Origin of the sequence: Rhodanobacter sp. FW021-MT20 (assembly GCF_041107475.1) — a bacterium.
GTDB lineage: Bacteria > Pseudomonadota > Gammaproteobacteria > Xanthomonadales > Rhodanobacteraceae > Rhodanobacter_A > Rhodanobacter_A glycinis.
Map to the genome: position 1 here is coordinate 44,954 of NZ_JBGBPX010000002.1, position 12,432 is coordinate 57,385.

Below are 12,432 nucleotides of genomic sequence, written 5' to 3' on the forward strand. Positions count from 1 at the left end.
TCGATTTCTGAGCTGCCTGCGCGGCAGCGAACGCCGCCATACATATGCGCACGGCTGCCTACCTTTTCTGAGCTGCCTGCGCGGCAGCGAACCGCGTCACCGTGGGCTTTCCGCAACTGTCGCATTTCTGAGCTGCCTGCGCGGCAGCGAACCATGATGGATGTATGATCGGTCCACCTAACAGTTTCTGAGCTGCCTGCGCGGCAGCGAACCTGCTTGATCCATCTACCGGGCATATCGGAGATTTCTGAGCTGCCTGCGCGGCAGCGAACGGTGAAGGCTTGATCGTCGCGGGTATCGGAATTTTCTGAGCTGCCTGCGCGGCAGCGAACACTTCCCACGGTTTCAGTTTGCGGTGAGTCATTTTCTGAGCTGCCTGCGCGGCAGCGAACCAATGACGATCCGTGGCGCTGGCGGTGGCGGCTTTCTGAGCTGCCTGCGCGGCAGCGAACGTGGAGCGTTGATATTTTGTCGTCGTCTTGCCTTTCTGAGCTGCCTGCGCGGCAGCGAACTGTACGGCAGGCTAAGCACGCGTGAAGTGTACTTTCTGAGCTGCCTGCGCGGCAGCGAACATGTCGGGCAGGTCAATCAGATCGAGCCGTGCTTTCTGAGCTGCCTGCGCGGCAGCGAACAAGACGCTTCTGGCTTCAAGTCATTGAGGATTATGGCTCAAGGCACAAAAAGAAGCGCTTGCCCCTTTTTAACGGGACAAGCGCAAGGTGTTGATTTTCAAAGAGCGGCTTGGCGACTCGGAAAAAGGGTCAGAACCAGGGGATCGTCGCGGGACCGCCCAGTCCGTAGCTGTTGAAGTTACCTGGCACCGCACTTGGACCGAGCGCGCCAACTGCGATGAACAGGCAGAACGGCTGTGCCGTGCTACGGCTTCGAATGTGCAGGTAGGGCAGGCTCGGAGTGCGTTCGACGCTGTAGGGAATGGCTTCCTGGGCCTGTTCCACCGTTTCACCCTTGCGCTTCATGCGTCGGCGTCGCAGCCGTTCGACGTTGGTCTTGAACTGTTTGCGTTGCACGGTTCGATGCGGGGCGTCCGCTGGTGCTGGTGCGATGTCGGTCATGCGCACGTGATCGCGCATGCCTTTGAGCCAGTCGGCGGCAAACAGCTGCCGTAGCGAGGCGTCGCTGCCATGCAGGCGCAACTTCGATCCCAGCGAACGGGGATTCACGCTGTACCCGGGGAAGCTCACGCCAATGCTGTCCAACCCTTGTTGCACGAGTGCGAGGTGCAGTCGGTCGTACAGTGCGCCCAGCAGTTGCGTCGTGCCGGACTCCGGATCCGGCACGACGGTAAGGTCGATGTAATGCGTGGTCATGATTACTTGTCCGCGTCGCCGAACACGCCACCACGGATCAGGGTAGCCATCACGAAGTGCTGCTGGTCAGCGTCGGGGACCTTGTCCTTGATGACCCAGCCGTCGAGAAGGTTGTAGAAATCCTGCTTCTCCTTCGGCTGGCGATACGCGCGGCCCTGCGTGGTGACTGAGCCGTAAGGTTCCACGGCGATGGGGCCGTTCACCGAGGCCTCGGGATACCAGGTATCGATGGTGCGCAGCGCGTTGCCGATTTTTTGCGAGTGCATCGCAGCCACGCCACCAACGTCGTAGAGAGTCTTGCTTTTCTTGCTGGAGCCCTTGTCGAGGATCAACTCCTGCGAAGGGAATACTTCCTGGCCGGCGCCGACACGCACGAAGGCGGTAATCTGCAGCAGGACGTGCGAGGTTCCGCCCAGGCCCGCCGCGATCACGTCGGCCAGTGCCTGCACGTTGGCTTGCTCCGTGCCCGAAGCCACGAGCGCATTCATGTCATGGGCCAGCGCGTTGAACGTCCAGCTTGCCGCGGCCTTGCCGTCCTTGATCTGCGCCACGGTCACTTCCACCTGTTCGGCGCCGATCCGATTGCGCCAGAGGAAGCGGCCATTGGCGAGGTTGGCGGCATAACGCTTGGCCAGTTCGGCAAAGCCGTGCTGCTGCACGTAGCTGCCCACGGTGGCCAACAGCTTCTGTCGGTAGGCGGCATCGTTGCAGGCGGAGGGCTGGCCGGTCCCACCCAGCACGCGCAGGGTGAACTGCACCTTCAGCGTATCGGCGTCAGCAGGCAGCGTGGCCACGTCGACGGTTTGCAGATTGGGGCTTTCAATTTTCGCATTGAGCTTCAAAGGATCTTGATCCTTCGCTGGCAGACGATTGGAAATCGTCCCGCGCACCGATTTCTCCCGCAGCGCGATCGGCGCCCAGTCCTGCGATGCCTCGCGCGTAGCCCAGTTGCCGCTCGACAACAGTGCATCGGAAGGATCGAACTTGCGCTCGAAGGCGAGGACGGAAGCGGTCTTGAGTTCGTTGGCCATGATGGAATTCCTTGTCGAGTCAGAGGGTGTCGGTGGTGGCGCGATAGTCGTTGCGGCAGCGGTACAGGCCTTCGTCGGGCTGGCTGTCGGCGTACCAGAGCAAATCATTCGGCGCGTGCAGGCGATGCGGCCCGATCCACTCGCCGACGGAGTACAGGCTTTCCACGAAGCGGAACGGTGTGGTGGTATCGCGGGTATTGGGTACGCTGCCGGCAGCGTGCAGCTCGCCCAGCGCGCCGTAACCCACCGGCATGGGCACGATCCAGCCTGAGCCTTTGGGATGATCGTGCTGCCACGCCCCCTTGCCGCCCTCGGCCGTGGCGTCGTACTGCCAGTTGAAGCGCGAAAGCGAGAGCCAGGCATCGAGGCGGGTGGTGCCGGGATGGCTTTCCTGCAGTTTCGCCAGACGCTTGTCGATCAGGTCGTCGCGTGCCACCAGAGTGGACCCGGGCAGCAGGCGAGTGCACAGCCGCTGGAAATCGTTGTGTTCATCATCGGTGAAATCCACGATCCAGGGGCGGTGACGCGAGCCGTGCGCCTGAACCGATGGCACCAGCGTGCCGCCGGCCACACGCATGCCTTGCAGCAGCTCGGAGATGATTTGCGTGTCGCGCTGCCGTGCCTCGGCGTCCCAGTTGACCGCGTTCACCGCCAGCAACAGGCTCAGTTCAAGATGGATGCGGCCTTCTTCGACGATGGCAGCGGTGCCGCCGTCCTTTCCCACAGGGTTGCGGGTAAGCCGGAAGCTTTTGACGAAGCCGCCGTCGGTGGTTTGCTCTTCATGGTCGTGGCAAACCACGCCGACGGCGCTGAACTCGAGATCCAGGCCCATGGCCCGCGTCTTGCGTTCCAGCGCCCACATCAACCCCAGGAACGCAGTGATGGACGGAAAGCCGTGGGTGAGCGGGCTGGAGACGGCGTTGGCGTTGTGCACCTTGAGGTGCGGCAGCACGACGATATGGGTATAGGTTGGGCAGCTCATGCGACACCTGCTTTGGCGCGACGTTGCAGAGGAATGGGCCACGCCACGTCCAGGATGGCCTGACGTGCGAAGTGGCGCATTTCCGCTTCGCCAAGGGCGATCAGTTTGTCGCTGCGGTTGCGCAACTGCTGATTGACCCAGCGGCCGAAACGCCCGGCCACTTCGTCAGCCCAGTCGCCGCGCTCGTAGGCATCGTTGAACTCTCGGTCGAGCTCCTGCCAGTGCGGATGCTGCGGGTCATGCCGCTCCGGCAATTCGGTGCGATCAGGGTCCAGCCAGAGCTGCTCGCACAAAGGCAGGCTGCAGGTGTCGTCGCGTGTCCAGCCGGCGGCGTAGTTACCATGGATCGCCACGCCGAACATTGCCAGTTCCGCGCCTACGGCTTGTTCGATCGTCTCGCGGCGGGTGCGGGTTTCCATGGTGGGGTCGGGACTTTGTTTCAGGAAGTCGGCGAGCGTGCGCAACAGTTCGCGCATGCCGCCAAATCCGTTGAGCGCCCCGCGCTTTTCGTCGAATACCGAGTCGATTTTGAGCAGATTCACGCCACCGCGCGGTTTCCATGCCGGGGGTGGCAACGAGGACAGCAGGTAGTTGTTGCCATGGCGCACGCTATTCAACGGGCTTACATTCTGCGGATTAGCACCACCGATATTCCGCCGCACAATTCCCGGATAAGTTGCATGATCCGCGTAAGTCGCCCTTTTCTTTTGCGTTCCGCGCGCGTTGAAGTACGCATCAGTGGCGCGGCTGATGGGGCCGTGAAGCGCGTCTTCCAGTGTGCTTGAAAACATTGGCTGGAGAAGATGGTAGTGACTGTTGTCTTGCGGCTCATCGCCGGCCAGCCAATACACCTGTTTTGCCAATCCGCTACTGATTGCGCCGTTCTCTGGTTTGAGCGCCTTGGCGAGTGTCTCGGCGATGAACCCATCGTCGCCTGCGCTGCTATCAAGCGCGGCTGCAAGGTCAGAGTCACCGGCAGCGAGCCATGAGGCGAGTGATGCGCCGTCGGGGCCTCGTTGTTGAAGGAGTTGACACGCGGGAACTTGAGGCGAATTGCCGATCGCAAAGTCTGTGCTGAACTCGCCTGCGACGCTGTGTGTACCCAGTTCTTCGCGCGGCGTGAGTTGACTGGGCTCCGCATAGATGCTGGTGGCGCCCTTGATTGAGCTGTGTGTGATCCTTATCGGGTGCGTGGCGACAGATGCATTTCCGATGTTCTTCACGGCATTAAATAGCCATGCTTCACATTCCGTCTTGCTTGCGGCGGCGTAATTGCCATCCTCCCCTCTGGGCGCCTTCTTGAGTTTGTTGCCGATGAAGCCGGCGATGGCAGCGTGGAACGCCTTTCCACGATCAGTCAGTTCGTTCATGTCCCTCCCCTTGTGCGGTTTGTCCATTGTTCCCGGGTTCTAGCCCCCGTTGATCTCAAGGCTTGCGACAACTGGCGCGAAGTGGCCTTGTTCACGGTGAATGATTACAATGCATGCATTGCAATCACTGCCAGAGGATCCGCCCATGGCCAGCATGACCATTCGCAATCTGGATGACGACCTGAAGACCTTGCTGCGGCTGCGCGCTGCGCGGCATGGGCAGTCGATGGAAGAAGAGGCGCGCAGCATCCTGCGCGGCGCCTTGCGAGCCGATGCGCTGAGCGGGCAAGCGCTGGTGGACAGCATCCGCGCCATGGTGACGCCGCATGGTGGTATCGAGCTGGAGCTTCCGCCGCGCGAGCTGCAACGCGATCCGCCGGATTTCCTCTGATGATCGTGCTGGACACCAACGTTATCTCGGAGTTGTTCAGACCTCTGCCTGATCCGAAGGTCATGGCGTGGGTTGGACAGCTGTCCGGTGACGAGCTTTTCACCACGGCGGTTACGCGCGGCGAACTGCTGTTCGGCTTGTATTGCATGCCTGATGGACGACGCCGAAGCGACTTGTTGCAGAAGCTGACCCTGTTGTTCGAGCAGAAGCTTGCCGATCATGTGCTGCCCTACGACGGTGCGGCTGCCGACGTCCATGCGAAAATCGCCGCCACGCGGCGCGCGCAAGGGCGCCCGGTGGCGATGCCCGACGCCATGATCGCCGGCATCGCGCATTCGCGTGGTGCCGCACTGGCCACCCGCAACGTGCGGGATTTCGAGGGTTGCGGCATCACGTTGGTCGATCCCTGGCATTGATCCTCCTCACCGCTTTTTGCTGAAGCCCAGCCACGGGTGCCAGCACCAGCCTTGGGCGTTGTCCCTGAGCGAAGGCACGTCTACCGTGGTGAACTTGCGTGCCGCCTGGTCGAGCGACAGATTCCGGGCGTCGGCCTGCTCGCCCACCAGTGATGGCAAATCGAACTCACCCCAGCGGCTGATGCCTGATGCTGGTTCCAGCGTCATGGGATGCAGCAGCTCGCCAGCGGGGACGTAGAGCTTCTCACCACGCTTGCCGTTGCGTACGTCTTCCACGCGATGCAGTTTCAGCGCGTCTTCGTCTTCGTCAGGAAGCCATGCCAGCGTGGTATCCGGCCGCGCGTCATCGCGGAAGGGCTGCTGCTGCGGCAGCACGCCACTGAGCGCGGCTTGCGGGTGCTGCCAGCAAGCCGCGGCGTAATCGCGCGGCAACTGCGGCTTGGGACGTGAACCTCGGCGCCCTGAGGTGGATGACGACTCGGCGGACATCGGCAGCATCCCTGCGCGCAGACGGGCGTGTTCCAGATCCACCCAGCGTTCGCGTGGGCGCAGCGCGTCGTCGGCGCGAGGCCGAATGCGCGGTACGGCATTGAGATGGTGGTACTCGGTTTCGGCCAGCAAGCTGGTCAACCGGTGGCTGGTCAGCAGGAATTGAGCGTTGCCCTGGACGGACCTTTCGAAACCCGGTCGGTTGAACACCGCCTCGTGGCCATTGCCTTGCCGGATGCCTCTGAGGTTGGTGTCGAACACCAGCATGTTGGAGGTTTTCGGCGATTCACGCCGATGGCGTTGCACGCGGCCGGCGAGCTGGATCAGCGAGCGCATCGAGGACGGCTCGGCCAGCGCCCAGTCGGCATCCCAGTCACGCCCTACCTCGCACACCGGCGATGCCAGCACCACGAACAGATGGTTCTTCTCCTGATGCTTGTCGAGCGCACGGCGAATGTCGGGTTGTTGCCACACCGCATCGACATCGCGGCGATTGAAGGTGGCGTCCAGCATGGCTTCGATGGCCGAACGCAGCAGCAGCGGAAAGCGGGCGTGGTAGACGCACAGGTGCAGGCGGGTGTCGGCGGGCATATCGGTTTCGATGAGCGCACGTGCCACTTCGACGATCGGTTCGATGTTGGCCATGCGCACCAGGCCGAAGCTGACGCGCTTGCCGGACTTTGGATCAGGCTGCGCATGGCCACCATGCAGCCGCAGGCTGGCCTCGTGCACCAAGCCAGCGAAGGCGGCATGGATGCTTGAAACAGGCTGTTTGCTGTCGATGGCCACCGGCAACAATTCGGCAAGCCGCAAGGGCGCGGCCTCCTGAAGCCGCGCCACGCGGCACTCGACAAAGCGCGCATGCGCGGTGGCGAAGTCGTCATCCGTGGTGCAGCCTTGCGCCTGGGCTCCGAACTCGTCCGCCCAGAGGCAGGGAACGTCGATGGGCGCACCTTCCGCAGCATGTTCCTGCCCACGGTTGCGGCGGTAATGGCGGCGACCGGCGCGATAGGCCATGAACATGCCCTCCACCAAGGCTGGCGGCAAGGTGGCCGAGGACAACACCACGCGACTGCCAAGCATACCTGCCCAATGCATCAGCCGGGTCAGCGCCGGCAGGTCGTCGAGGTCGTAATCGTCCAGTTCGTCCAGCACCAGATCGCTGCTCATCAGTCGCAGCATCGGGGCGATCTGGCGGCCGGCGCGCAGCGATTCGGTGGCTGGCGCGAGGTGATCGACTGTGCATACCAGCATCGGTGCCGAGATCAAGCGGCGGATATCGGGGTTGGCCAGCGCGCGGGACAACAGCGGGTGATCGGCTTCGTTGCCCTCGTAAAGCACGTGGCTCTCCTCATCCAGCAGATCCTGCGTGGAGGCGGAGCCGGTGGCTTCGGCCTGCTGTTCGTAATACTCGAACAGTGCGCGGCTGGCCGAACCGCCAACCAGTACGGCGAGCTCGTCGTCGCCGAGATGCAGGTCATCGCGATAACTGCGCCCGGTTTGCAGGGTGAGCGTGCGCAGGCCCAGCGCGTAGCTGATGCGTACACCTTGTTGCGGGTCAGCCAGGGCATACAGGATGCGTGCATTGGCCAGCGTCTTGCCGCAACCGGTGGAGGCCATGTTGACGATGAAGGCGCCATGCTCGCGCGAGCTTTCGCGCAGACCGCTGGCGGCATCGAAGGCCTTGTCCTGCCACGCAAAGCGTGCATCGACGCTGCGCTTGCGCAGACCACGATGGTTGGCGAGCCGCGGCAGGTGACGCTCGAAGTTGGGCAGGGCGTGGGCGATCAGGCTGGCGGTGTAGCCTACGCCGAGGAGGTGTTCCAGCAGCGACTGGTTCATCACGCCGGGACGCAAGGTATTGGCAAACACGGTTTGATCGCGCTGCACGAAGCGTTGGCGCTCCGTCACCGACTTGCCATCCTGACCCATACCGAGGCTGGAGTAGTGGTGATCGGCCAGCATCAGGCACAGGCGGGACAGATGCATCACATAGGGATTGCCCAGCCAATCCTTCCCGCGATGACGCCGAAGACCAAGCAGGGCCTGCGCCACCCGCCGCGCCTGCGTGCGCCACGCGGGATCGACGGCGGGCAATTCGCCGGCCAGTTGCCAGTACGGCGTGGCTTCGGCCGGCGTGGATCGTTGATCGATCTCGTTCCAGTCGTGGGCCACATCGGCCAATGGCGTCTCCAGCCATGCTTGCTGAAAACCCACGGCGCGCGCTCCTATTCCCGCCTGGCCGCTACCGTCATTCCTTTCAGCCGGATGGCACGGCAGCCGGTGATGGGTGACGACCAGCCAGCCGATCGCCGCCGCCAGCGGAGCTTGGGTGGTGAGCAGGCGAAAGGGTTGGCGCTCGATGCCCGTATCCACGCCATCACGCAGATAACGGCCGGTGCCGATCCAGTCTGCCGCGTCGCCGCCTGCTTCGCTGGCCATGCGCGCCAGCCAGCCTTCATCGTCATCGCTACCCACGAAGGCCAGAAACAACCGCAGCGATACCCACTCGTGGCGATAGCGATTGCGTTCACCGCGCTCGCCAAGCAATCGTTCCTGGAAAGCCACGCTGGCCTTGCCCAAGTCGTGAAGCAGTGCGGCGAGCGTGGCCAGCAGGCGGATGTCTTGCGCGGTGTGCCAATCATTCTCGTCTTTGCTGCGCAACACGTCGTTGCGCGTGGTGTTGGTCGGCACCGCGCCTTCGGTATTGAAGCGCCGCGCATCGCCAACGATCCACAGCAGCTCGCTGTGGTCCATCCCGCGAATCCAGTGACAGGCCACGGCGGTATTCTTGCGCGCCGTCTTGCGCAGCAGCTTGCGCAAGGTGTCCAGGCCGGCCTGGGTGATCGGGGTTTGCCAGGTGCGGTCGCCGCGGCGTTCGGCGAACTGGTCGAGAATGCGGCGGGTTTCGGTCAGTGCTCTCTTGTCGCACTGGCTGATCAACAGGATGTTCATGTAGCCAGCGCCGCCGTTTCGACTGCCACCGCCTTCAGCGTGTCGATCATGAAATCCAGTGACTCGCTGCGCGTCAGCGCTTCGATGCAGCCTCGGCGGAATGCCTGTTCGTCGTCGCCACGCATGGCCGAAATGAAGGCCTGTGGAAGAATGCTGGCGTCCTTGACCAGATCGGCGACATCGAACACCAGGCCGCCACGGCGGGTCTTGCCGTGCAGGATGGCCAGTCCGTGCGGAAGTCCCAGAACCCAGGTGGCGGTGGCACCCAGCCCGTAGGCGAGATAGTTGCCGTGATCGAGAAAGCGGTTGGCTGGATCGCCGCCGCTACCGCGCTTGGCGCGCGTGAAGTCACCGTAACCCACAGCGTCGACGGCGAGCTTGAACAAGGCTTTGGTGAGTCGTGCTTCTTCGGTGAGCAGGCTGACGTTATCTGGCACCAGGTCGATGGCGCGGTGCGTGCGTTCGAGCAGTTCGTCGAGTCGTGCGGCCGTCACCACGAAGCCGGCGTCGCGCAAACTGCGCCGCTTCCATGCGTCCGCGATTCGATGCGCGCGTTTGTGCTGGAATGCTTTCGCGGCAGCAAGACGCAGATCATCATCAAACCAGAAACGCACCCAGGCTTGCAGATACTCGGTAGGTCGGTATTCCGACTGCGGCGAGAACCATGCCACTTCGATATCGACTTCGTTTGCGCTGAACAAAGGCGTGCCACCACCGCCACAAAATCCGACCAGTACGCCGGCCTTGGCCAACTCACGCACCGCCGCCTGGGTGATCGATGTCCCGGTGCCAAGCAACACCGTAGTGGTGTTGGCGATGGGGATATTCCAGTACAGAGACTCCTTGCCGGCATCTGTGACGTACTCAACCCGACCACCATTGACCAACACCCGGCAATGCTGCAGGTAATAGATGTTTGCTCGCTTCGAGTGCAGGATCGACTTGAGGTCACTTGCATGCACTTCGTTCATGATGCGCCCCCTGTGAGCGACATGACGGCCACACCCTGGCCCACGACATCGTAACCCGACCGACAAACAAAAAGGCCGGGGCTTTCGTCCCGGCCTCGTTCAATCACTTACCTGCACGTACTCAATACCACGGCCACGCTTTAAGCTTGTACTCCTTCGGCGGCGTGTTGCCGGCGAGGTAGTGCACGAAGTAATCCCAGCGACGGCGCGTGGCGTACGGCGTGGATGCCGCGTAGCCGTGGTGGACGTTCGGGATGATGAGCATGTCGAAGTCCTTGTTGGCCTTGATCAGCGCCTGCGCTACCAGGTAGGTCTCGCCGATCGGCACGTTGTCGTCGATGGTGCCGTGGACCAGCATCAGGCGACCCTTGAGGTTCTTCGCCATGTCCTGGTTGGCCTGGTTGTCGTAGTTGGTGGTGCCGTCCTTGTTCGTCACCAGCAGGCCCTGGTACTTCTCGCCCCAGTCGTTCTCGTAGTTGCGGTTGTCGTGGTTGCCGCTTTCCGCCCATCCGACCTTGAAGAAGTCGGGGTAGCGGAACATGGCGTCGACGGTGGTGTTGCCGCCACCGGAATGGCCCCAGATGCCGACACGGTTGATGTCGATCCACGCGTAACGCTTGGCCAGTTCCTGGATGCCCTTGACCTGATCGGGCAGCGTGTTGTCGCCCATGTCGCCATACCAGGTGTGGTGGAAGCTGGTGCTGCGCCACGGCGTGCCCATGCCGTCGAGCGCGACCACGACGAAGCCGAGTTCGGCCAGCGCCTGGTTGTCGCCACGCGACGGATTGAAGCTGCGGCCGCGCACCGAGCCGGTCTGCGGGCCCGGATAGACGTAGTCGATGACCGGGTACTTCTTGGCCGGATCGAAATTGGACGGCTTGAACATGATGCCGTACAGCGTGGTCTTGCCGTCGCGCGCCTTCACCGTGAACGGGATCGGCGGCACCCAGCCGGCGGCTTTCAGGCGGCTGATGTCGGCCTTGGCGATGGTGGCGATGACGTGGCCATCGGCGGACGAGCGCAGCACGGTCACCGGCGGCGTGGTCGGCGTGGAGTAGCTGTCGACGAAGGTCTTGCCGTCGGGCGGCATGCTGATGGTGTGGTCGGCGTTTTCCGGGGTGAGCAGCACCGGCTTGCCGCCGTCGATACCCACCTTCCAGAACTGCTTGTAGTACGGGTTCACACCCGGCACCTTGCCCACGCCGACGAACCACAGTTCGCGCGTCTTGCGATCCAGATGCAGCACTTCGGCGACATTGCCGTCGCCACCGGTGATGGCGTGTTCCATCTTGCCGGTCTTCAGGTTGTACAGGTACAGGTTGTTCCAGTTGTTGCGTTCGGACGGCCAAATGGCTTCATGGGTCTTGGGCAGGTACTGCCAGTTGACCTCGCCGTGGCCGCTTTCGTAGTAGTCCTTGACGCTTTCCTCGAACGCGGTGCGCACGGCGCCGGTGTCGGCGTTGGCCACGCGATACCACTCGTGCTTGCGATCACGCGAGCTGTTGACCATGGCCAGCGTGCGGCTGTCCGGCGCCCACTTCAGGTCGCTCCAGTGGCCATCGCTGTTGCAGCTGATGTCGTCGCACAGGCTGGACAGGCGCTGTTGCGGCGGCAGTTGCAGGCGCACGGTCTTGTGGGTGGCCACATCGATCACCACCGGCTCGATCATGAACACCTTCTTGTCGCCCGGCAGCGGATATTTCCACGCATCGAGCACCGGATGACCGACCTGGGTCCTGACGGTGTACATCTCGCCGACGCCACGCTGGTCCTGCTGATAGGTGGCGATCTTCTTCGAGTCCGGCGACCAGTTCACCACCGCGCGGTTGGTGTGGATCCAGCCGGCATTGTCGGTGGCGTAGCCGAAGTCCTTCACGCCGTTGGTGGTGAGCTGGGTTTCCTTGCCGGTGGCGACGTCGCGCACCCACAGGTTCCAGTCGCGGACGAAGGCTTCCTTGGTCTTGTCGGGCGAGAGAATGCCCGGCTCGTTGCCCGTCTTCGCCGCGGCCTTGGCGGTGCATTCACCGGCGCCCCTGAGGTCGCACTGGTAATGCTTGCCCATCAGGTCGATGTCGTAGTGGCCGTCCGGCTTCACGCTGAAATCGAAGCCGTACGCGGGCACCTTGTTCGCCGGCACCGGCTTGCCGGTGGCCTTGCTCAACGCGGCGGCCAGTTTGGCCTGGTCGAACGCCGGCGCGGCCTTGCCGGTGGCGGTGTCCATCTCCATCACGCGGTCGCCGCTAGCGTCGTGGTCGCGGTACCAGAAATGGGTGTTGTCCAGCCATTTCACCCGCTGCACGTCGTGGTCGACCAACGGCATGGTGTTGTAGGACATGAAGCGCTCTGCCTGCGCGTAATCCTGCGCGGTGAGCACGCGGCCCTGCGCCATGACGCCGGAGGCGCACATCAGCAGCCCCACCATCAATGCGCCGGACAGACGCGTCTTGCCGATCTTCGAACTCATTTGCTGCACTCCCCTAGGGATACCGGGTGGTTTTC

9 protein-coding genes and 1 CRISPR repeat array (1 of these 10 running past the window's edge) are annotated in these 12,432 nt (G+C 62.9%); of the genes, 2 read left to right on the top strand and 7 right to left on the bottom strand.

Annotation, left to right across the window (positions count from 1 at the left end; translation table 11 throughout):
• A CRISPR array of direct repeats spans window positions 1–632; the repeat unit is 28 nt; unit sequence TTTCTGAGCTGCCTGCGCGGCAGCGAAC; it begins 4,619 nt to the left of the window's first position.
• 129 nt (window positions 633–761) lie between these two features.
• The 4 genes from cas6f to csy1 are packed head-to-tail and all read right to left on the bottom strand — an operon-like array spanning window position 762 to window position 4,711.
• On the bottom strand, window positions 762–1,328 hold the full coding sequence (cas6f, locus tag AB7849_RS03290; RefSeq protein WP_008215113.1) for a type I-F CRISPR-associated endoribonuclease Cas6/Csy4: 567 nt from the start codon (window positions 1,326–1,328) through the stop codon (window positions 762–764).
• A 2-nt stretch (window positions 1,329–1,330) separates the two neighbouring features.
• A complete protein-coding gene (gene csy3, locus AB7849_RS03295; RefSeq protein ID WP_008215112.1) occupies window positions 1,331–2,359 on the bottom strand; it encodes a type I-F CRISPR-associated protein Csy3 in 1,029 nt (342 codons plus the stop codon).
• Between the two features lie 19 nt (window positions 2,360–2,378).
• Window positions 2,379–3,341 carry a type I-F CRISPR-associated protein Csy2 gene (gene csy2, locus AB7849_RS03300; protein WP_008215111.1) on the bottom strand — a complete coding sequence of 321 codons (963 nt, stop codon included), beginning with the start codon at window positions 3,339–3,341 and terminating at the stop codon, window positions 2,379–2,381.
• Complete coding sequence (csy1, locus tag AB7849_RS03305; protein ID WP_037101788.1) at window positions 3,338–4,711, bottom strand: type I-F CRISPR-associated protein Csy1; 1,374 nt, start codon at window positions 4,709–4,711, stop codon at window positions 3,338–3,340. Before csy1 ends, csy2 begins: the two co-directional genes overlap by 4 nt.
• Window positions 4,712–4,856: 145 nt before the next feature.
• On the opposite strand from csy1, the gene AB7849_RS03310 reads away from it, so the two are divergent.
• A complete protein-coding gene (locus AB7849_RS03310) occupies window positions 4,857–5,102 on the top strand; it encodes a FitA-like ribbon-helix-helix domain-containing protein (RefSeq protein ID WP_037101786.1) in 246 nt (81 codons plus the stop codon).
• The gene (locus AB7849_RS03315; protein WP_369500550.1) at window positions 5,102–5,518 is read left to right on the top strand and encodes a type II toxin-antitoxin system VapC family toxin; all 417 of its coding nucleotides are present in this window, start codon (window positions 5,102–5,104) and stop codon (window positions 5,516–5,518) included. The genes AB7849_RS03310 and AB7849_RS03315 overlap by 1 nt, the downstream gene beginning before the upstream one ends.
• 6 nt (window positions 5,519–5,524) lie before the next feature.
• On the opposite strand, the gene cas3f is transcribed toward AB7849_RS03315, so the two are convergent.
• The 3 genes from cas3f to AB7849_RS03330 form a co-directional block, all read right to left on the bottom strand.
• Window positions 5,525–8,962: a type I-F CRISPR-associated helicase Cas3f gene (gene cas3f / locus AB7849_RS03320; RefSeq protein ID WP_369500551.1), complete on the bottom strand. Its 3,438-nt coding sequence runs from the start codon at window positions 8,960–8,962 to the stop codon at window positions 5,525–5,527.
• Window positions 8,959–9,933: a type I-F CRISPR-associated endonuclease Cas1f gene (gene cas1f, locus AB7849_RS03325; protein ID WP_008215101.1), complete on the bottom strand. Its 975-nt coding sequence runs from the start codon at window positions 9,931–9,933 to the stop codon at window positions 8,959–8,961. The genes cas3f and cas1f overlap by 4 nt, the downstream gene beginning before the upstream one ends.
• Before the next feature lie 121 nt (window positions 9,934–10,054).
• Window positions 10,055–12,397 carry a S9 family peptidase gene (locus AB7849_RS03330; protein WP_369500552.1) on the bottom strand — a complete coding sequence of 781 codons (2,343 nt, stop codon included), beginning with the start codon at window positions 12,395–12,397 and terminating at the stop codon, window positions 10,055–10,057.
• Window positions 12,398–12,432: the final 35 nt, after the last annotated feature.

Excerpts from the sequence above, each read along its gene's own strand:
- AB7849_RS03315 (WP_369500550.1), top strand. The coding sequence starts at position 5,102 with ATGATCGTGCTGGACACCAACGTTATCTCGGAGTTGTTCAGACCTCTG.
- csy2 (WP_008215111.1), bottom strand. The coding sequence starts at position 3,341 with ATGAGCTGCCCAACCTATACCCATATCGTCGTGCTGCCGCACCTCAAG.
- AB7849_RS03330 (WP_369500552.1), bottom strand. The coding sequence starts at position 12,397 with ATGAGTTCGAAGATCGGCAAGACGCGTCTGTCCGGCGCATTGATGGTG.
- AB7849_RS03310 (WP_037101786.1), top strand. The coding sequence starts at position 4,857 with ATGGCCAGCATGACCATTCGCAATCTGGATGACGACCTGAAGACCTTG.
- cas6f (WP_008215113.1), bottom strand. The coding sequence starts at position 1,328 with ATGACCACGCATTACATCGACCTTACCGTCGTGCCGGATCCGGAGTCC.
- cas3f (WP_369500551.1), bottom strand. The coding sequence starts at position 8,962 with ATGAACATCCTGTTGATCAGCCAGTGCGACAAGAGAGCACTGACCGAA.
- cas1f (WP_008215101.1), bottom strand. The coding sequence starts at position 9,933 with ATGAACGAAGTGCATGCAAGTGACCTCAAGTCGATCCTGCACTCGAAG.
- csy3 (WP_008215112.1), bottom strand. The coding sequence starts at position 2,359 with ATGGCCAACGAACTCAAGACCGCTTCCGTCCTCGCCTTCGAGCGCAAG.
- csy1 (WP_037101788.1), bottom strand. The coding sequence starts at position 4,711 with ATGAACGAACTGACTGATCGTGGAAAGGCGTTCCACGCTGCCATCGCC.